Annotated in this window: 15 protein-coding genes and 1 pseudogene; 9 read left to right on the top strand and 7 right to left on the bottom strand. The window is 55.4% G+C overall.

Features of this window, described 5'->3' with window-relative positions; all coding sequences use genetic code 11:
• Positions 1-226 precede the first annotated feature (226 nt).
• On the top strand, positions 227-823 hold the full coding sequence (locus MRK42_RS09480) for a GPR1/FUN34/YaaH family transporter (protein WP_026457598.1): 597 nt from the start codon (positions 227-229) through the stop codon (positions 821-823).
• A gap of 75 nt (positions 824-898) precedes the next feature.
• Here MRK42_RS09480 and MRK42_RS09475 read toward each other — a convergent pair whose 3' ends face one another.
• Entirely contained in the window at positions 899-1,705 is an 807-nt protein-coding gene (locus tag MRK42_RS09475) for a M90 family metallopeptidase (RefSeq protein ID WP_338612249.1), read from the bottom strand.
• Between the two features lie 20 nt (positions 1,706-1,725).
• A complete protein-coding gene (locus tag MRK42_RS09470) occupies positions 1,726-2,163 on the bottom strand; it encodes a GNAT family N-acetyltransferase (RefSeq protein WP_338612248.1) in 438 nt (145 codons plus the stop codon).
• Positions 2,164-2,486: 323 nt separating this feature from the next.
• On the opposite strand from MRK42_RS09470, the gene MRK42_RS09465 reads away from it, so the two are divergent.
• Positions 2,487-3,986, top strand: coding sequence for an alanine/glycine:cation symporter family protein (locus MRK42_RS09465; RefSeq protein ID WP_216992215.1), 1,500 nt, complete (start codon positions 2,487-2,489; stop codon positions 3,984-3,986).
• Between the two features lie 79 nt (positions 3,987-4,065).
• Here MRK42_RS09465 and MRK42_RS09460 read toward each other — a convergent pair whose 3' ends face one another.
• Positions 4,066-4,872, bottom strand: a complete 807-nt coding sequence (locus tag MRK42_RS09460; RefSeq protein ID WP_338612247.1) for a crotonase/enoyl-CoA hydratase family protein — start codon at positions 4,870-4,872, stop codon at positions 4,066-4,068.
• Positions 4,873-5,060: 188 nt separating this feature from the next.
• Here MRK42_RS09460 and MRK42_RS09455 point away from each other — a divergent pair, with 188 nt between their 5' ends.
• The 4 genes from MRK42_RS09455 to MRK42_RS09440 all read left to right on the top strand — a co-directional run bounded on the left by MRK42_RS09455 (position 5,061) and on the right by MRK42_RS09440 (position 9,550).
• Entirely contained in the window at positions 5,061-6,848 is a 1,788-nt protein-coding gene (locus MRK42_RS09455; RefSeq protein WP_338612246.1) for a putative nucleotidyltransferase substrate binding domain-containing protein, read from the top strand.
• Between the two features lie 2 nt (positions 6,849-6,850).
• Positions 6,851-7,477 carry a 3'-5' exonuclease gene (locus MRK42_RS09450; protein ID WP_338612245.1) on the top strand — a complete coding sequence of 209 codons (627 nt, stop codon included), beginning with the start codon at positions 6,851-6,853 and terminating at the stop codon, positions 7,475-7,477.
• A 109-nt stretch (positions 7,478-7,586) separates the two neighbouring features.
• Positions 7,587-7,898, top strand: a complete 312-nt coding sequence (locus MRK42_RS09445) for a DUF485 domain-containing protein (RefSeq protein WP_026458310.1) — start codon at positions 7,587-7,589, stop codon at positions 7,896-7,898.
• On the top strand, positions 7,895-9,550 hold the full coding sequence (locus MRK42_RS09440) for a cation acetate symporter (RefSeq protein ID WP_042069558.1): 1,656 nt from the start codon (positions 7,895-7,897) through the stop codon (positions 9,548-9,550). Before MRK42_RS09445 ends, MRK42_RS09440 begins: the two co-directional genes overlap by 4 nt.
• A gap of 87 nt (positions 9,551-9,637) precedes the next feature.
• Here MRK42_RS09440 and MRK42_RS09435 read toward each other — a convergent pair whose 3' ends face one another.
• Positions 9,638-10,864 carry a glycoside hydrolase family 18 protein gene (locus MRK42_RS09435; RefSeq protein ID WP_338612244.1) on the bottom strand — a complete coding sequence of 409 codons (1,227 nt, stop codon included), beginning with the start codon at positions 10,862-10,864 and terminating at the stop codon, positions 9,638-9,640.
• An 894-nt stretch (positions 10,865-11,758) separates the two neighbouring features.
• Between MRK42_RS09435 and MRK42_RS09430 the strand changes: the two genes are divergently transcribed.
• Positions 11,759-12,739, top strand: coding sequence for an IS5-like element IS5 family transposase (locus tag MRK42_RS09430; protein WP_279458731.1), 981 nt, complete (start codon positions 11,759-11,761; stop codon positions 12,737-12,739).
• Between the two features lie 428 nt (positions 12,740-13,167).
• Here MRK42_RS09430 and MRK42_RS09425 read toward each other — a convergent pair whose 3' ends face one another.
• Positions 13,168-14,844, bottom strand: coding sequence for a peptide MFS transporter (locus tag MRK42_RS09425; protein ID WP_338612242.1), 1,677 nt, complete (start codon positions 14,842-14,844; stop codon positions 13,168-13,170).
• A gap of 414 nt (positions 14,845-15,258) precedes the next feature.
• Between MRK42_RS09425 and MRK42_RS09420 the strand changes: the two genes are divergently transcribed.
• Positions 15,259-16,455: an MFS transporter gene (locus MRK42_RS09420; protein ID WP_338612241.1), complete on the top strand. Its 1,197-nt coding sequence runs from the start codon at positions 15,259-15,261 to the stop codon at positions 16,453-16,455.
• A 191-nt stretch (positions 16,456-16,646) separates the two neighbouring features.
• Here MRK42_RS09420 and MRK42_RS09415 read toward each other — a convergent pair.
• Positions 16,647-16,803 (bottom strand): annotated as a pseudogene (locus tag MRK42_RS09415) (transposase); the annotation flags it as partial.
• Between the two features lie 515 nt (positions 16,804-17,318).
• Between MRK42_RS09415 and MRK42_RS09410 the strand changes: the two are divergent.
• Positions 17,319-18,911: an ABC-F family ATPase gene (locus MRK42_RS09410; protein WP_042029158.1), complete on the top strand. Its 1,593-nt coding sequence runs from the start codon at positions 17,319-17,321 to the stop codon at positions 18,909-18,911.
• A gap of 154 nt (positions 18,912-19,065) precedes the next feature.
• Here the strand turns inward: MRK42_RS09410 and ppiD are convergent, their stop codons facing one another.
• Positions 19,066-20,979: a peptidylprolyl isomerase gene (gene ppiD / locus MRK42_RS09405; protein ID WP_338612240.1), complete on the bottom strand. Its 1,914-nt coding sequence runs from the start codon at positions 20,977-20,979 to the stop codon at positions 19,066-19,068.
• Positions 20,980-21,033 lie beyond the last annotated feature (54 nt).

Genomic DNA, 21,033 nt, shown 5'->3' with positions numbered 1-21,033 from the left:
CCGGGCATGCAAGAGATCAGTGCGTAATAAAAATACAGCCAATCAACTATTTTGACACCTTTTGCTCACAAAACGGGCTAGCTTGGTGAGCAATTGTGCCGGCATGCAAAAAAACACGTAATTTTTTTACTGTTTATCTTCTTTTCCCCCTTGCGATGGGCTGCCAGCCTGCCTAAAATCGCGCGTCTTTTGTTAACCCCCACCTCTATTTTTTGGAGAACGCTACGTGAGCGAAAAATTGGCCAACCCTGCCCCCCTGGGTCTGATGGGTTTCGGTATGACCACCATTCTGCTGAACATCCATAACGCAGGTTTCTTCCCCATCAGCGCCATGATCCTGGCCATGGGCCTGTGCTATGGCGGTCTGGCCCAGATCATTGCCGGCATCATGGAGTACAAGCGTGGCAACACCTTCGGTGTCACCGCTTTCATCTCCTACGGCACCTTCTGGTGGAGCCTGGTGTTCCTGATGGTGATGCCGACCATGGGTCTGGCCGAAGCCACTCCGCACGCCTACATGGGCTGGTACCTGCTGATGTGGGGTGTGTTCACCCTGTTCATGCTGATCGGCACCGTCAACTACCCGCGCGTGAAGCAGTTCGTGTTCGCCTCCCTGACCGTGCTGTTCTTCCTGCTGGCCGCCCGTGACTTCACCGGCAGCGAGCTGATCGGCACCATCGCCGGTTTCGAAGGCATCATCTGCGGCGCCAGCGCCATCTACCTGGCCATGGCCACCGTACTGAACGAACAGTATGGCCGCACCATCCTGCCCATCGGCGATCACAAGAAAGCCGCTGCCGTGCAGCTCAAAGCCGCCGCCTGATTGCGCGCTGCTTGAATTGAAAAAGGCACCTTCGGGTGCCTTTTTGCTATCTGTACATTCTCGTATTTGCCTGGCTCAGACGGGCGATTCCCCTTCGTGGCTTCCCGCCAACAGGCGCGTGGCCGGAAAGCGCGCCGCGGGATCTTGGCCAAAGAGCTGTTCCAGCTGTTGATAGACGGCCGGATAGACGCTGCGCAAGCACAGCGGATCGGTAAAGAAGCTCTCGCAGCAGACGGCGAAAAATTCGGCCGGATGCTCGGCGGCATAGGGATCGATAGCCGCCTCTTCCCCCGCGTCCAGCTGCCTGTTCAATGCATCAAACGCCCCCTGAAAGGCCTGCTGCCACTGCTGATGACTCATCTTGCCCGGCAATGGCGGCGCCCCGTCGGCCTCCCCACCCAGCATGTCGATTTTGTGGGCCAGCTCGTGAATAACGAGGTTGAAGCCATCCCAGTCCCCATCCTGCTGCAGCTCGCTCCAGGCCAGTACCAGCGGCCCCTGGGGCCAGGACTCGCCAGCGTTCTCTTCTTCCACCTCACTCACCAGACCAAACTCGTCCTGCACCTCCTGGCGGCGGGTGACCGGTTCCGGGATCAGGATGATTTCGTGAAAGCCGCGATACCAGTCAAGGCCCAGATGGAGGATGGGCAGCACCGCCTGCAGCGCCAGCACCGCCTGCTGGCGCGCCGTGAGCTCAACCCCGAGCTGGGTCAGGGTCTTGCGCTTGAGCAACTGGCGCCCCAGCCGGATGAGCCTCGCCTGTTCCTCATCATGCAACCCTTGCAAGATGGGGACGGCTGCCAGCGCCTGCTCCCAAATCTCCGCATCTTCATGGTGTTGCGCCCCTGCCGGGCGACGCAACCATTTGAACAATCCCAGCACGCCTGCTCCTTCTCTTTGCGTTACAACTGCTTGACGAACCGCTTGGGTCGTTCCTGATAATTCTGCGCCAGATAGAAACGGTGAGCCCCCTCCCGTTTCAGACTGCTGGATAGCTCCAGCTGGCTGCATCCCGCCACCCGGGCCTGGGCCTCGGCGTACGCTAGCAAGCCGGCCCCAACCCCCTCTCCCCTTGCCCTCTCTTCGACAACCAGCGCCGAGATCAGGCCCCATGCTGGTGCAACATGCAGGGGTTGCAGCCGGTGCCACACCAACACACCGACCACACTGTCTGCCAGGATGGCCAACAGGACAGAAGTGGCCGAGTCCGGATGCAGCAGACGCGCCACCAGCTGATCACCGTCGGCAGGATACCCCAATTGCACGAACAAGGGGGCAAGGGCTGCGCCATCAGCGGGCTGCGCCGAGCGAAATTGCAGGTTTTCAACATGATTTGTCATGGTTGGCCTTATGTTTGCTTATGTCTGGCTTTCACTACACATATCAACAAGGAGAGCGTCATCTTTACTCACATAAATCACTGCCTGCCATCATCCGGCCACCGGTGTCAATTCACAAATTTGCAACAAGGCAGATTTTTTTGCTGGGCAGAAATGCGACAAATAGATATGTTACATCCCACGCAGACCGTGGTTTTTCCACCGTCTGACAGAGTGTCACTCTATCCCGTTTGCTAACTAGCTTGTTAACAAACTGGACATAATAACGACAGGGAGCGAGGCAGAGACCTCGCCAAGACAGCGCAACAAAGGAGTTGTTGTACATGAATGAAATCGTCAATGCCATCAATGGCGTAATCTGGAGCCCTGCGCTCATCTATCTGTGCCTCGGGGTCGGCCTCTACTTCTCCCTGCGCAGCCGTTTTTTGCAAGTGCGTCACATCAAAGGCATGATCCGCCTGATGTTCCAAGGCAAGGGCAACGAAGCGGGCGTCTCCTCCTTCCAGGCGCTCTCCATGACCCTGGCAGGTCGGGTCGGTACCGGTAACATCGCCGGTGTCGCCACCGCCATCACCTTCGGTGGTCCGGGTGCCCTGTTCTGGATGTGGATGGTGGCCTTCCTCGGCGCCAGCTCCGCCTTCGTGGAGTCCACCCTGGGTCAGGTCTACAAAGAGAAGCTCAACGGCGAGTATCGCGGTGGTCCGGCCTTCTACATCGATAAAGGGCTTGGCATGAGCTGGTTCGCCTGGATCTTTGCCATCGCTACCATCTTTGCCTGTGGTGTCCTGCTGCCGGGCGTACAGGCCAACTCCATCGGCTCCAGCCTGCAGACCGCCTTCGCCATCGATCCGAACGTGACGGCTGCCGCGCTGGCGCTGCTGCTCGGTTTCATTATCTTCGGCGGCGTGAAGCGGATCGCCAACTTTGCCAGTACCGTGGTGCCCTTCATGGCGCTCGGCTACATCATCGTTGCCTGCGTCATCATCGCCCTCAACATCGGCCAACTGCCCTCTATCATCCTGCTGATCTGGAAGAGCGCCTTCGGTCTGGACGCCGGCTTCGGCGCCATCCTGGGTCTGGCCATCATGTGGGGGGTAAAACGTGGTGTCTACTCCAACGAAGCCGCCCAGGGAACAGGCCCGCACGCCTCCTCCGCTGCCGCGGTAAGCCACCCGGCCAAGCAGGGTCTGGTGCAGGCGTTCTCCGTCTACATCGATACCCTGTTCGTCTGCTCCGCCACCGGCTTCATGCTGCTCATCACCGGCCTGTATAACGTACAGGGTCCGGAAGGTGCCGCCCTCTACACCGGTATCGCCGGCGTGGCCGCAGGCCCGGGTTACGTACAGACCGCCATGGAGAGCATGATGCCGGGCTTTGGCAACTACTTTGTCGCCATCGCACTGTTCTTCTTCGCATTTACCACCATCGTCGCCTACTACTACATCGCCGAGACCAACATCGCGTTCGTCAATCGCAAGATTAACCGTCCCTGGCTCACCTTCCTGTTGAAGATCGGCCTGATGGCGGCGACCGTCTACGGCACCGTCAAGACGGCGGATCTCGCCTGGGGTCTGGGTGATATCGGTGTGGGTCTGATGGCCTGGCTCAACATCATCGCCATCCTGCTGCTGCAAAAAACCGCCTTCATCTGCCTGAAGGACTATGAAGCCCAGCTGGCACAAGGGCTCGACCCGGTATTCCACCCCGAAAAACTGGGGATCAAGAATGCCGACTACTGGATCGACAACCGCGCCGAAGTCAACCTGATGCGCGAGAATACCGGCCACCCGTTCGAAGCGGACGTGGATACCGTCGCCAAGTAAACGCAGACATGACACAACAAAATGGCAGCCCAGGCTGCCATTTTTCTTTTGTACATTTTGCTATTCGAAAGTCGCTGCGTCACAGGGCATTGCGTCTGGGCCCGAACGGCAAGCGCCAGCGAAACAGGCTGTTGAGGGTGGCGCGCCACTGGTTGGGGCGCCCCAGGATCTGCTTTTGCAAGCGGGTCTCCTCCTTGAGCATCGCCTCGTCGCTGCGCGCCCACGCCTGGCTGTAGAGCTGCTTGATCCCCGCGAGCGCATCGGGGGACTTGGTGATGAGCGTTCTGGCAAACTCCCGCGCCTCCCCCAGCGGATCCGGGCAGACCCGGCTGACCAGACCGAGGCCTTTCGCCTCCGGGGCTAGCAGCTCGCGGCCCGTCATGGCCAGCTCCATGGCGCTGTCCACTCCCATCAGGTTACGCATGGTGACGCTGCCGCTCATGTCGGGGATGATGCCCCACTTGATCTCCATCACCGAGAAGCGGCAATCCGGCGTGCTGAAGCGAAAATCGGCACCGAGCGCGATCTGCAGGCCGCCACCGAAACAGACCCCCTTAGTCACCGCGATGACAGGCACAGGTAACTGATGCCAGCCATAGGCCACCCGCTGGGCCAGGTTGGTGGCTTCGTCCGCCTCGCGCCTGAGGATCTCGAGGGCCGCCACCGGCTGCTTGAGCATGGACTTCACATCAAGCCCGGCACAAAATGCCCGCCCCTCACCATGGAGGATCACCGCCCGCAAGCCCTTGTGCCGCTGTAACTGGCCGAGCGTCTCGTCGATGGCACTGAACATGGCCCTGTCCAGCGCATTGAGTTTGTCTCCTCGCGTCAACATCACCTCGGCGATGCCGTCCCGGATCTCGCACTTGACCCTTGGTTTCTCCATTTCCCTCTGCCTCTCCTGAGTATCAACTGGTCATACCACAACGTTATCAGAGTGTTACCATCAGGTACAGGGAGCCCGCCATTTTCCTGCCCGGGAGTGCATGCGAGCGCCCAGTGCGACTAAAGTCGGCTGGCTGCCCCCCCGGTCACTTTGTCAGACTGAGTCCATATCACTGGCCAGGGATCGCCATGACAACACTCTTCAACTTCGCCCGCCCACCGTTTGACAATCTGGCCGCCGACGCCCGCCAGCGGCTCGAGCAGAGCCTATCAATCTGTTACTTTCGCGCCGGCGAGACGGTACTCAGCGCAGGCGACACGCCCCCCGGTCTCTATCTCATCATCAAGGGTGCGGTGGAGGAGTCCGCCCCCCATCATCAATTTGGTGACTATGGTTGCGATGATCTGTTCGATGTGCGGGCCCAGTTTGATGGCCACTGCCGCCACACCTTCACCGCTCTGGAAGATACCCTCTGCCAGCTGATCCCTAGGCAGACCTTTCTGGCCCTGTGCGAGCAGGATCCCGCCTTTGCCAGCTACTTCACCGCCAACCTGGCAGAGCGTCAGCGCCAGCAGGAGCAGCGTGAGCAACTGGGCCAGAAGAACCTGGCGGAGTTTATCCTGACCCGGATCGCCCCCGAACACCTGCAGCCGCCTCTTGTCGTCGACAATCGCCTGTCGCTGCTGGCAGCTACCGAAGCCATGGTGGCCAAGAGCAGCGACTGCCTCATCTATCCCGCCCGGGACGGCAGCCTGAGCCTTGCCACCCGCAAGACCCTGTTGCATGCCCTGACCCTCAAAGGGCTGCCCCTGACGGCGCCGCTCTCCCTGCTGACGCCAGCCCCCCTGATCGGCCTGCCGCAGGAGAGCTATCTGTTCGATGCCCTGCTGCTGATGACCCGTCATCGCATCAAGCGGCTGGTGATCTGGCATCAGGGAGAGGTCGCCGGGATCCTGCAACTCACCCAGGTGCTGGGGCTCTTCTCCACCCACTCACACGTATTGACCCTGCGCATCGCCCGCGCCGATACACTCCCTGCGCTGGAGGCGGTAGCCCGTGAGCAGCTGCAACTGATCCGCTCCCTGTTTGCTCAGGGCATTCACACCGCCTTTTTGATGAAGCTCATCGCCACCGTCAACGAGCAGCTGATCGCCAAGGCCTTCGCCCTGGTGATCCCGCCCGAAGTGCAGGAGAAGGTGTGCCTGCTGATGCTGGGCTCGGAGGGGCGCGGCGAGCAGATCCTCAAAACAGATCAGGACAATGCGCTGATCCTGCCCGCCGATCTGCACTGGCCCGGCCAAGAAGCAGATCTGGCCGCCTTCAGCGCCCTGCTGGAGCGCCTCGGCTATCCTCTCTGCCCCGGCCAGGTGATGGTCAACAACCCGGAGTGGGTCAAAACGGGGGAGCAGTGGCAAAGCGCCATCACCCGCGCCTGCACCATGGCCAGTGAGGCAGAGCTGCTCTGGCTTGCCACCCTGGCCGATGCCCATCCCATTGCCGGGGATCGCACTCTGCTCTCCCCCATTGCCCGCACCTTGCGGGAGCAACTGGGAGACAGGCGGGATCTGTTGGCGGAGATGGTGAGGCCGGCGGTAGCCTTTCATGCTCCCCTCACCCTGTTTGGCCGGCTGGAGCGTTCGGCCGAGGGGTTGGATCTCAAGCGGGGCGGACTCTTCCCGCTGGTGCACGGGATCCGCATGCTGGCGCTGGAGGCCGGCATACTGGAAACCGCCACCCTGGCCCGCATCGATGCCCTGGTGGCGGCCGAGCGCATCAGCGCCGAGTATGGCAACAACCTGGCGGAGGCATTCCGGCTGTTTATCCGCCTGCGCCTGCGCTGCCAGCTCAAAAATGGCGACAGCCGGGTGCAGGTCAATGAGCTCAGCCACAGCGAGCGGGATCTGCTGCGCCATGCCCTGCATCAGGTGAAGAAGTTCCAGCAGTGGCTCACCTTGCACTTTCGTCTGAGACAATGAGCATGCTGGACTGCCTGCGACGCTACTGGTATGGCCGCGCTTTTCGGGATGGGGAGTTTGCCCCGCTCTTTGCCGCGCCGCCGCAAGATGAGCTGGTTGCCCTCGATTTCGAGACCACCAGCCTGGATCCCGCCCGCGCCGAGATCGTTGCCATCGGCGCAGTACGGCTCCAGGGTAACCGGCTGCTGACCGGCGAGGCGCTTGCCATCAAGGTGCTTCCCCCCGCCAGCCTGACCGCCCAGTCCGTGACCATCCACGGCTTGCGCCACCAGGATCTGCAACAGGGCATGCCGCTGGAAGCCGCGCTGCGCCAGCTGCTGGCCTTTATCGGGCCACGCGAACTGGTGGGTTATCACATCGCCTATGATCTGCGCATCCTCAACCTGGCCTGCCAGAAACAATGGGGCTTGACCCTGCCCCAACGGGGCATAGAGGTGAGCCGTCTCTATCACGACAGCCTCTATCGGCGTTACCCGGATGCAGTCATCGATCTGCACCTGGCCGCCATCTGCCATCATCTGGCCCTGCCTGCCCTGCCCGCCCACGATGCCCTTGCCGACGCCATCACGGCGGCGCTCATCTACCTGCGCCTCATCCGGGGCGGGCCACTGGCTTATCCCAAAGTCTAATTGTCCACAAATAACATTTAATTCACATTTTGATTACATGGGCAGCCAAGCTGCTCGTCAGGGCAACCCCCTTTATCCACCGCTGACACTCATGTCATGGAGAACTGCAATGGAACAGCAAAGCTATCTGAGGATCCAGCAAGATCCCAACTTCCAGGAGCTGGTCGCCAAACGCCAGCGTTTTGCCTGGGCCCTCTCGGCCTTGATGCTGGGGCTCTACCTGGCGTTTATCCTGCTCATCGCCTTTGACCCTGCCTGGCTCGGCACCCCGCTGAGCGAAGGCTCCAATATTACCCGCGGCATCCCGGTCGGGGTGGGGCTGATCCTCGCCTCCTTCCTGCTGACCGGCATCTATGTGTTCCGTGCCAACGGCGAGTTTGACGAGCTGAACCAGAAGATCCTCAAGGGAGTGCAATCATGAAAGGCAAGTCTTTGCTGCTGTTGGCCTCTCTGGCCTCTTCCCCCCTGCTGGCAGCCGATGCGCTGACCGGCGACGTCCAGCGCCAGCCCCTCAACATCCCGGCCATCGTGATGTTTGTGGCGTTCGTGGCGGCGACCCTGTTCATTACCTACTGGGCCTCCAAACGCAACCGCTCGGCCTCCGATTACTATGCAGCAGGCGGGCGTATCACCGGCTTCCAGAACGGTCTGGCCATCGCCGGTGACTATATGTCCGCCGCCTCTTTCCTCGGCATCTCCGCCCTGGTCTACACCTCGGGCTATGATGGCCTCATCTACTCCATCGGCTTCCTGGTGGGCTGGCCCATCATCCTGTTCCTGATCGCGGAGCGGCTGCGCAACCTTGGCAAATACACCTTTGCCGATGTGGCCTCCTACCGCCTCAAGCAGACCGAGGTGCGAACCCTCTCCGCCTGCGGCTCTCTGGTGGTGGTCTCCCTCTACCTGATCGCCCAGATGGTGGGTGCCGGTAAGCTCATCGAGCTGCTGTTCGGCCTGCAATACCACATCGCCGTGGTGCTGGTCGGCATCCTGATGGTGCTCTACGTGCTGTTTGGCGGCATGCTGGCTACCACCTGGGTACAGATCATCAAGGCGGTGATGCTGCTCTCCGGTGCCAGCTTTATGGCGCTGATGGTGATGAAGTCGGTCAACTTCGATTTCGGCACCCTGTTCTCCGAGGCGGTCAAGGTGCACGCCAATGGCGCCGCCATCATGAGCCCGGGTGGTCTGGTCTCCGACCCCGTCTCCGCCATCTCGCTCGGATTGGCATTGATGTTCGGTACCGCCGGTCTGCCCCATATCCTGATGCGTTTCTTCACCGTGAGTGACGCCAAGGAAGCACGTAAATCCGTGTTCTACGCCACCGGCTTCATCGGCTACTTCTACATCCTGACCTTTATCATCGGCTTTGGTGCCATCCTGCTGGTCAGCACCAACCCGGCCTTCAAGGACGCTACCGGCGCACTGCTCGGCGGCACCAACATGGCCGCAGTCCACCTGGCCGACGCCGTGGGTGGCAGCCTGTTCCTGGGCTTCATCTCTGCCGTCGCCTTTGCCACCATCCTGGCGGTTGTGGCAGGCCTGACACTGGCGGGTGCCTCTGCGGTCTCCCATGACCTCTATGCCAGCGTGCTGAAGAAGGGCAAGGCCAATGAAGCCGACGAGCTGCGCGTCTCCAAGATGACGACCCTGGTGCTGGGCGTGGTTGCCATTGGTCTTGGCATCCTGTTCGAGAAGCAGAACATCGCCTTCATGGTGGGTCTGGCCTTCTCCATCGCGGCGAGCTGCAACTTCCCGGTGCTGTTCCTCTCCATGTTCTGGTCCCGTCTGACCACCCGTGGCGCCGTCTACGGTGGCTGGCTGGGTCTGGCGAGCGCAGTCACCCTGATGGTGCTGGGCCCGACCGTGTGGGTGAAGGTGTTGGGTCATGCCCAGGCCATCTTCCCCTACGAGTACCCGGCGCTCTTCTCCATGGGGCTGGCATTTGTCGGGATCTGGTTCTTCTCTGTTACCGACAAGTCCCAGGCTGCCGCCGACGAACACGCCAAGTTCCTGCCGCAGTTCGTCCGCTCCCAGACCGGGCTCGGCGCCTCCGGTGCGACCTCTCACTAACAGTCAAGGTCTTGAGACAAGCCGGCCCAGTGCCGGCTTTTTCTTTTCCTCTTGTCATTGCCGTTCATAAACTCGTTTTCCCAACCCTCACTGCGCCTGGTCGGCAACCCAGGCTGGATTTTGCGTGCAAATATTATCAACCGTCATGCCGCTCATGACCTGATAGGCCGCATGGATCAGCGAATACTCAGGTTTCGCCGCATCGAGAGGCGCCTCCCAAAACATGACGCCACCCAGTTTCGTTGATAATGCAAGCTCGGTTTTCTTAATAATAAGGGGGAGCCCATTATAATAATTGGTTTTGTTTTCGGCTGGCTTGGCCACATCAGGTATAAATTCAAAGCTATTTCTGCATGCATTCACAACGCTGTAGCCCTGCGGAGAGACAAACTCACCAAATTCATTCTGGTTCCAACTCGACGTATCTTCATTTTCCTGATCCGGATGTTGTAATGTGATGTAGCTCCAATCTTGCCAATTGTTTCGGCTATAGACGGGCAACCCCAACATCACTTTCTGCGGTGGTACTTTTCTTTTGTTCACCCAGTAATCAATACTGTCTATCGCATGTTGAAAGGTACTGTGATTTTCAAATTCCATGTCGTATGCCATGAGATTAATACTATCAAAATCTCTTAACGTTGAATCCAGATATGCGTCGGCATTCCCGCTATCTGTCATTTTATCTCTGGTACCAATGACTGCTGACGACAAATACTTATTCCGTTTATGTAATTCATTGGCAAGTTCTCTGACAAATAAAGCGTATTCGTCTGCAAATTGCACCCTAGGGTATTCCCAGTCAATATCAATACCATCAACACCATACTCTTCAACCAGTTCCATTATGTCAGAGATAAATAACTTTCGTTTTTCAATATTGCGCGCTATCTCTTCAAACACCAGATCGAAACCGTCATCATCTCCTCTCCAACCGCCTATCGCGATATATATCCTGGCATTCGGATTGGATTCCTTTCTATAGGCAACCAGCTTATCCAGATCTTGTTTCTGGGCTGGCGTCAATGACTCCAACTCACCCGTAGCAGCATCTCGTGGATTAACAAAGGCGACCACATAATCAGTTATCTCCTTTCCTCTGGCCTGTATATTCTGCATAAATGTCTTTTCATAACGACCAATTGACAGGTACACAATATTACGCGGTGTTGTTATCACATCAGGCCCGGCAACAGCCTCTGGTAGTTCAATCGAACTCGGTTTTTCATCGACATACCTGATGTCCGTCTTGCAACCAGAAAGCAGGCCTATAACGATAATGAATAATAACCATATTGTTGACATATCACGCATCTCCCTATCTCCTTTGTTCTCTTCATCACTCCTAAAAATGCGCTATCGCCAAACCAGACACGACGGCACTATCGCTATCCAAACTCGCGTCATCATGATCCGACACAAAAGTAGTCTTCCTGAATATCAGGATCGCAGCTCTTGTTGCATCGTCCTTCCTGTCCATACAGACAGAAGATCATTAATATATCGATCAGGTTATTAGCCATGCAGTTCATATACTGTCACTAACTCTCTGTATCATTGAATTTCAATTTACTGCGACGCCCAAGACACTGCCTCTTCAACGAGTGCCTCTGTTGAGATCCATGCCTTCCTTGGCTCGCAACTGGTGTAATGTAAAACATCTTAATCAGCAGGAAAGCGCCCTAACATTATCATTCAAGCATAATGAATGACGTACGTTTCATATAAAGAACCATTCTCATTCCCTATTTCACATTAGGGATTTTTTTCATAAGTCAACTTAACAAGGTGAGATTTAAGTGCCTCATATAAATGTGCATTAGCAGAAAAAATCAGTTTTCCACTATGTCCTTTTAATCCCAGCACAAGATAAGGTGGCTTTGATAACATAACAAATCCCGACGTCCCATCGTTTAGCGTGAATGTCCCTGCGTTATATCCAAACAAGCCAACACCATTTTATCTAAGAACAGGCCTGAAACTAGCTGGCAAAGAGGCCTCATGTAAACCAGAGGTTAGTTCAACATCTTTAAGCATTGTCTTATTGGTATAAACAAGGCTTTTCAGTATCAGGGAGTCATCATTAAGAACGACTTTCGACGTGGTAATTTGTATGACACCAAGAGTGAGGAACACTAAGGAAGGTGCGAACAAGTCTGTGATATGAGATCATAATGTTCATCCGGAGCCGCATTTCCGAGGGCCATCATGAGTCATCAACTCACCTTCGCCGACAGTGAATTCAGCAGTAAGCGCCGTCAGACCAGAAAAGAGATTTTCTTGTCCCGCATGGAGCAGATTCTGCCATGGCAAAACATGGTGGAAGTCATCGAGCCGTTTTACCCCAAGGCTGGTAATGGCCGGCGACCTTATCCGCTGGAAACCATGCTACGCATTCACTGCATGCAGCATTGGTACAACCTGAGCGATGGCGCGATGGAAGATGCTCTGTACGAAATCGCCTCCATGCGTCTGTTTGCCCGGTTATCCCTGGATAGCGCCTTGCCGGACCGCACCACCATCATGAATTTCCGCCACCTGCTGGAGCAGCATCAACTGGCCCGCCAATTGTTCAAGACCATCAATCGCTGGCTGGCCGAAGCAGGCGTCATGATGACTCAAGGCACCTTGGTCGATGCCACCATCATTGAGGCACCCAGCTCGACCAAGAACAAAGAGCAGCAACGCGATCCGGAGATGCATCAGACCAAGAAAGGCAATCAGTGGCACTTTGGCATGAAGGCCCACATTGGTGTCGATGCCAAGAGTGGCCTGACCCACAGCCTAGTCACCACCGCGGCCAACGAGCATGACCTCAATCAGCTGGGTAATCTGCTGCATGGAGAGGAGCAATTTGTCTCAGCCGATGCCGGCTACCAAGGGGCGCCACAGCGCGAGGAGCTGGCCGAGGTGGATGTGGACTGGCTGATCGCCGAGCGCCCCGGCAAGGTAAGAACCTTGAAACAGCATCCACGCAAGAACAAAACGGCCATCAACATCGAATACATGAAAGCCCGCATCCGGGCCAAAGTGGAGCACCCGTTTCGCATCATCAAGCGGCAGTTCGGCTTCGTGAAAGCCAGATACAAGGGGCTACAGAAAAACGATAACCAACTGGCGATGTTATTCACCCTGGCCAACCTGTTTCGGGTGGACCAGATGATACGTCAGTGGGAGAGATCTCACTAAAAACCGGAAATAACGCCAGGAATGGCGAAAAAACGGCCTAAATAGGCTAATTCGAGGTGTTTACGGGAGAACAATCGGCCCGGATCCGCGAAATTTTAATCAGCGAGCCAGCTTGGGAAGAAATGACCTGCTTATTCGCACTTTCCCTAAACCTATAATAACGACAAAAGATGTCACACCAAGCGTCAGTTTCTTTGTGAAAAGATACTCAGCGCCACAAGTAAGCACAATAGGAGCAACAAACAATATAGTTGCTGAGAGTAATATAGTATGGATGGTAAAGGGGACCTCATAATTCATTCAGCACCTCCATAAATACCTTTATTACAATCACAGCATTAGCACAGTTAACTTGTGTATTGCTACCTTGTGACAATTGTCAGCATTTGAGCGTATAGAGTCACCCGCCTGTATCTTACTGCCCTGAGCTAACTCTCCCCCGAAGCGTTGTCGACATCGTTATTGGTATTGTGGGAATGGTGGATTTCCGTCAGACGGCGCATCAGCGGTAATACTGTCAGCGCAATAACGGTACAAACCAGTGCTGCAATTCCCAGGTTGAAGAACAGGTTGGTGTAAATAGGCAGGGTTTCAAGCGGATTTGTAATGTTCTCCGGCACACTGGCAAAGTTGGCAACCACTCCACCCAGATACTGAGAAATACCCAAAGCCACAAAGTAGACTCCCATCATAAAGCCCCCCATGCGCTCGGGAACATAACGGGAGATCATTGCCAGGCCCAGACCACTGACCAGCAGCTCGCCAAGCGAGTAAGCACCGTAACCCCATATCATCACCCAGGAAGAGGTCTTGCCATTGATGGCAAACATGCCGGCAAAGCTGTAGATAAAAAATCCCAGCGCCACGACGGCAAAGCCCAATGCGAATTTGGCGGCAATAGAAATATCCTTGTTATTGCGTCCGGCAGCAGCATAGACCCAGGCCAGCAGCGGACTTAGCAACATAATCCAGATAGGGTTCAAAGCCTGGAACTGGGCCGGTGACCAAGTCCACAGCGGTACACCGAGGGCCTGGAAGTTCCAATCGACGTTACGCAAGGCAAACAGCGCCAACGAGGTAGACATCTGCTGATAGAAAATAAAGAAGAAGACTGTTTGCAGCGTCAGCACCAAGGCGGCAATCAAACCGGCCCGCTCACTGGTTTCACTGTTGCGGATAAGGTAGAAGAAGACTCCGAGTCCCGCAACGCCCGCTGTATATACGAAGGCGCGAGCCACATCTTCATATTCGAGGATAAAGGCCGACGCTACCACAGACAGCACAATCAGTAACAATATGATCAGCAGCTTGTTCATCTCGACGGGGCGGGTATCCGGCTCTGAACCATAATTGACCAGCGTTTTACGCATCATGGCGTAATTACCCAACCCCACCAACAAGCCAACGAAGCAAACAGCGAAGGCGGCATGCCAGCCGAGCTCGTTGCCATAGTTGGCATTGACGTAGTCTTTAATCCAAGGAGTGAGCAACATGGAGAAGGTTGAACCGACGTTCACCGCCATATAGTAGATGGTAAAGGCGCTGTCTATCTTGGAGTCGTCCCCTTCATAGATCTTGCGTACCAGGTTACCGGCATTGGGTTTGAACAAGCCGTTACCGACAACGACAACCCCGAGGGCCAAGAACAGAAACCAGGTGTTTTCTGTCGGTACTGTCATCAACGCATAACCGAGTGACAAAATGCCGGCACCGAGCAACATGGTGCGCTTGGTACCGAGAATCCTATCCCCGACCCAACCGCCGATCGCCGGCGATACATATATCAATGCGGCACAGGCGCTCCACACCAGGTTGGCCCGACTGTCTCCAAAGCCAAGACGCTGTACCATGAAGTACACGATAAGCGCCTGCATACCGTAATAACCGAAACGTTCCCATAACTCGATAAGTGACACTGTCATAAATGAATGTGTCTTGCTTACCTTAAGAGGTTCTAATGTCATTTTGCTTACTTCCATCTTGATTTGAAATAATTTCAGACGAGTAGAGGACTGCTTGACACTGTTTGATTCATCGATATTTTGCCAACTATACTGGGGTATGTTCTGGTAGCTGTGACAAGCGTCAATTTTTTCAATACCCAAGTCGTAACATCAGATTATGGATTGATAATTCATCATTAATTTTGTCGGGTGAAACGACCTGAAAACACAGAGCAAATAGGCTCCATCAATGCCATATTAATCTAAAAAACAACGCCTTATATATGCGTGCACATGCATGACGATATATAGACATGAGAATTAACTATCATTTTTCTTATTTCAAATAAGTCTAACAAATCACTCCCCCTCTTTATTAACCACCAACACAGTAAATAAATGCCTGGTAAAACACGCTCATAGGTGATTGTATAGGCTCAAATAAACAAATATCCCCCTGCCCTGCCGATGGCAAGCATTTAGCTATCATCAGAAGAAAAATGGGAGTGCGTCATATAAAATGACAAATCACGCAACAAAGAGCGGCAGAACAACAAGAAATAACGCGGAATATATATGGCCAACCCCTATCGTGTACTTCTGACAAATTCTGACGCCATAGTATTAGTCATCACAAGTTCAGTAGCACGCCTACCACAGGCAATGCTCAGCATAGGCATCATTACCATGCTGTTACAGCAAGGTAGCCTCTATTGGCTAGCCGGTGCGATCGCAGGCACGTTTACATTAGCGAATGCTGTTATAAGTCCACAGGTGTCAAAATTAGTTGACCAATATGGTCAACGCAAGGTACTGCCAATTATTACCACCTTCAGTCTGATCATGCTGTTGGTACTGGTATTTGCTGCTTATGTGAAAGCACCTGCACCATTTCTTTTCATTCTTGCAATGTTATCTGGTTCAATACCTAATATTACCGCTTTGGTACGAGCGAGGTGGGCAAAGCTTTATCGTAACAATCCATTACTACATACTGCTTACTCGCTCGATGCAGTTCTTAATGAATTGTCATATATTATTGGCCCTCCACTGGCGATCGGCTTGAGTACTAGCCTATTCGCCGAAGCAGGGCCATTGTCTGCGGTATTATTGCTGACTCTCGGTATGAGTGCATTTCTTCTGCAACGCCGGACTGAGCCAGAGGTTATGGATAGTGTCCATCACCAAGGCAGCTCCACCTTAAAAATACCCAGCCTACAGATTGTCTGTTTGATTTTCCTTGGCATGGGTATTATTGGGGGAGCACTTGATGTCGCAGTTATTGCTTTTGCCAATGAGCAAAACTGGCCTGCTTCTGCCAGTTTTATTTTGGCCATCTACGCACTCGGCTCCATGATTGTTGGGTTAGTATTCGGCTTGGTTAGAATTACCGCACCTTTAGAAAGACAGTTTCTGGTAGGCGTCATAATAACTGCAGCGACAATTATATTACCCGCCCTTTCTTCAAGCGTTTACACGATGATGGGGGCAATTTTTGTGGCAGGTATGTCTTTTGCCCCCACCATGATCATTGTAATGAATCTAAGTACCATTATTTTACCATCGGCAAAACTCACCGAAGGGCTGACCTGGATAACAACTGGTATTAGCCTTGGTATCGCGCTCGGTGGAGCAATAACGGGTCTTATCATCGATACCTATGGTGCACGGGCAGGTTTCGGAGTAGCCGTTGCAGCAGGACTAGCTATGGTTGTCGTCGCGATGATCGGTCAACCCACTCTTCAAACAGCTTTGGCAATGAAAGGAAAATGAGTGGCATTGTCAGCCCATAACTCTTGCAGCACTGAGGATGTTACCCATCTTCAGTAGTCAGCAGATGAGTCAAAAGCAACAATCCCGGAACGGCAACTATTAAACATTCCATGCAACCGCACCACGCCACCAGTTGTAGTCATCCATCAGGTAATAGCAAAATCCCGCTTCGCTTCCCGCAGTGTGACACGGCGTTCGGATTGAAGCTGCTGAACCCAGCGGCGAAGTACGGTTTCACCGACATCCAGTGAACGGCTGGCTTCGGGAACTCAATATTCCTAGTCGAGCGCCAGAGATGCGGCTTCCAATTTGAATTCGGCAATAAATGAGCGACCGCAATCTTGTCATTGAACACCTCAGGTCAGGGTAACGACTGTACCACCTAAAACGGTGTCCAGGATGATTAGACCACTACTGTCAAAGGCGCACTTTCTGACGCAGAGATTGACATGCACATATCAGGTGGCATGATCGTGCGCCAAACATTGCACCCAGTATTTCGCCCAACCAACGTAGTGCCGGGGAGCCACCTTTCTAGCCCGCAGTATTCCTGGTGGCACCACGGCGGGCTGCAATCCAACAGTCGGGGGTTCGCTATCGACGGGTCTACCAACTTCGGCGTGCTTTTGTCAGTTGGAATATGACTGCCCACGGGGATTTGGCATTCATTGCCGAACAAATGGGCCACAATTCTGCAGAGATGTTGCAGAAGGTTTATGGAAAGTGGATTGAATCAGCTGGTCAGAATGGGGTTGATTCGATCTGGAGTGCAATGCAAAGAATGGACACTTGCCCCAATAGCACCACCGAATTTTCATTAAGTGCAATAATGCACTGATTACTAAGGAATTTCCAAACACACTATGCTTAGCAGCAATAACATCACCATGCAATTCGGCGCCAAGCCGCTGTTTGAGAACATCAACGTCAAGTTTGGCGGCGGCAACCGCTATGGCCTTATCGGCGCCAACGGCTGTGGCAAGTCCACCTTTATGAAGATCCTCGGCGGCGATCTGGAGCCCAGCGGCGGTAATGTGAGCCTGGACGTCAACGAGCGTATCGGTAAGCTGCGTCAGGATCAGTTCGCCTACGAAGAGATGCGCGTACTGGACGTGGTCATGATGGGCCACACCGAGCTGTGGGCCGCCATCGCCGAGCGCGATGCCATCTACGCCAACCTGGAGGCCACCGACGAAGACTACATGAAGGCTGCCGAGCTGGAAGGGCTGGTCGCCGAATATGACGGCTACACCGCCGAAGCCCGCGCCGGCGAGCTGCTGCTGGGTGTCGGCATTCCGCTGGAGCAGCACAACGGCCCCATGAGCGCCGTGGCGCCGGGCTGGAAGCTGCGGGTGCTGCTGGCGCAGGCCCTCTTCTCCAACCCTGATATCCTGCTGCTGGACGAACCGACCAACAACCTGGACATCAACACTATCCGCTGGCTGGAGCAGGTACTGAACGAGCGCGAGAGCACCATGATCATCATCTCTCACGACCGTCACTTCCTGAACTCCGTCTGCACCCACATGGCGGATCTGGACTACGGCGAGCTGCGGGTCTACCCGGGCAACTACGACGACTACATGTTGGCCGCCACCCAGGCGCGCGAGCGCCTGCTGGCCGACAACGCCAAGAAGAAAGCCCAGATCGCCGATCTGCAGTCCTTCGTGTCACGCTTCAGCGCCAACGCCTCCAAGTCCCGTCAGGCCACCTCCCGTCTCAAGCAGATCGACAAGATCAAGATTGAGGACGTCAAGGTCTCCAGCCGTCAGAACCCCTTCATCCGCTTCGAGCAGGACAAGAAGCTCTATCGCAACATCCTGGAAGTGGAAGGCGTCTCCAAGGGTTATGGCGAGGGTCCCCTGTTCAAGGGCCTCAACATGATGCTGGAAGTGGGCGAGAAGGTCGCCATCCTGGGTACCAACGGTATCGGTAAATCCACCCTGATCAAAACCCTGGTGGGCGATCTGGCACCGGACAGCGGCACCGTCAAATGGTCCGAAAACGCCCAGATCGGTTACTACGCCCAGGATCACGCTGAAGACTTCGACACCGATCTCAACGTGTTCGACTGGATGGCCCAGTGGAAACAGGAGAACGAAGACGAGCAGGCGGTGCGCTCCGTGCTCGGTCGTCTGCTGTTCTCCCAGGACGACATCAAGAAGCCGGTCAAGGTACTCTCCGGTGGTGAGCAGGGTCGCATGTTGTTCGGCAAGCTGATGATGCAGCGCCCCAACATCCTGATCATGGATGAGCCGACCAACCACCTGGACATGGAATCCATCGAATCGCTGAACATGGCGCTGGAGCTCTATCAAGGGACTCTCATCTTCGTCTCCCACGACCGTGAGTTCGTATCCTCCCTGGCGACTCGCATCCTGGAGCTGACCGAGAACGGCATCCGCGACTTCGGCGGTACCTATGAGGATTACCTGCGCACTCAGGGCGTACAATAATCCCCTCCTCTGCTCGGCAGATAAAAGTCAAAACCGGCACTCGATGCCGGTTTTTTTATGCTGGCCTGTAGGCCGATTGCATCAATTGGTGAATGGCAGATAACAAAACGGCTCCATCAAGGAGCCGTTTGCAATATGGGGAGTATCTTGTCGATTACTCGACGGTCGCTTCCACGCTGGTGAAGTACTCGATCTTGGCTGATTTGCGCAGCTCTTCGATCAGGGACTTGTAATCGGCCTGTGCCCGACCCTGACCCAGCTGGCCTTGCAGCAGACTGACCATCTGGGACGGTGCCGCCGGGACATTCACCTTGTCCAGTGCGACGACCACGCGATCGCCGTTGGTCTCGGTAACCAGCTCCACGCTCGGCTTGCCATCTTTCGGATGGGGCAGCATGAACACCTGGGCAACCAGGTTCTGATCCAGCTGGCGATCGAAGCGAGCAATCCCCTTGTGGGTCTCGACCTTCAGATCCAGCGCCGCCAGATCAGCCTTGATGTCGTCGCCGGCTTTCAGTTTCTCCAAGAGGCCCTGTGCCTTGCCGCGAGCCACTTCGCTCGCCTTGTCGTGCTTGATAGCAGCAATCACCTGATCTTTCACCTCGGCCAGCGGCTTGGCCGCTTTCGGCTGGTAACCGGTGATGTGCAGCACCAGCGCCTTGCCATCGGAGAGCTCGATCACGTCGGAGTTGGTGTTGTCATCGCGCAGCTGTTCAGAGAAGGCCACGGAGAGCACCTTGGGATCGTTCAACGGAGCCGGGGCAGTGGCCTGGCTGAAATAGTCGGAAGACACCACCTTCATGCCCATGGCGTCGGCGGTCAGATCCAGCGAGTCCGGGTTCTCGAAGCTGCTGTCAGCCATCTTCTGCTGCTCGGCGAAGAACTGCTCCTTGGCCTTGTCGGTTTGCAGACGGGCGATGGTCTCTTCTTTCACATCGGCAAACGGCTTGGTCTGAGCCGGTTCAACCGCCAGCAGCTTGATGATGTGGAAACCGAACGGGCTCTTCACCACGCTGGAGAGATCGCCAGCCTTGGTCAGCGCAAAAGCAGCCTGTTCAAACGCCGGATCCATCACCCCTTTCTCGAACCAGTCCAGTTCGCCGCCCTTCTTGGCAGAGAAGGTGTCGGAGGAGTTGGCCTTGGCCAGCTCGGCAAAGTCTTCTCCACTCTTGGCCTTGGACAGGAGTTCGTCGGCCTGCTTCTCGGCAGCCTTCTCATCCTTGCCAAACGGGATCAGGATGTGGGCAACCTGGCGACGCTCGGGACGCTGGAACAGATCCTGGTGCTGATCGTAGTAATCCTGGGCATCCTGCTCGGACACTTTGATGTTTTTGCCGAGGTTGGCAGCATCCAGCAGCAGATAGTCCACCTTGACCTGCTCATCGTTCATGAAACGGGCGCTATTGGTCTTGTAGAACTGCTCCAGCTCGTTGTCGGAGACCTGGACATCACCCATGTAGTTGGCGGCAGCCAGACGCACCAGACGCAGATCACGAGTCTGGTTGTAGAGCTTGTCGATCTGCTCGGCTTCCCCCTTGAGGGTAAATTCGGTCCCGACCAAGGCCCCCATCAACTGTTGGCGAACCATGTCCTGGCGCAGGGATTCGCTGAACATCTCCGGGGTCATGCCGGCGCGGCGGATGAGCTGCAGGTAGCGGTCGTTGTTGAACTTGCCTTCTTCGGCAAACTCGGGCATGGCGACGATAGCCTGCTTGATCTGCTCGTCACTGACTCGCAGACCCAGTTCATGGGCTTTGCTGTCCAGCAGCGCCTGATCGATCAGACGGTCCAGCACGCCGCGGCGGAACTGTTTCATGTACTCGGGGTTGGCGGCCAGCTGGCTGAAGGCTTCTCCCATCTGGGATTCCATGCGGGCGCGCTCGTTGCGGTAGGCATTTTCCAGTGCGGCAGCACTGATATCCGTGCCATTGACGGTAGCGGGGGCGGTACGGGCCGGGCCGTTCAGGTAGCTGCCTACACCAGCCAAGGCAAAGGAGAGAATGATCAGGCCCAAGATAACCTTGGCTACCTTGCCCTGCGCCCCTTCGCGTAGTTTATCCAACATCATGTTTGTACTTATGCTCCCGAACTCGATGGGCGTAAATAATAAAAAGGCGCACCG

This window comes from Aeromonas sp. 19NY04SH05-1 (assembly GCF_040581895.1).
Taxonomy (GTDB): domain Bacteria; phylum Pseudomonadota; class Gammaproteobacteria; order Enterobacterales; family Aeromonadaceae; genus Aeromonas; species Aeromonas enteropelogenes.
Note: the sequence above shows the minus strand (reverse complement) of the source record. Positions and strands in the feature narration are given on the sequence as shown.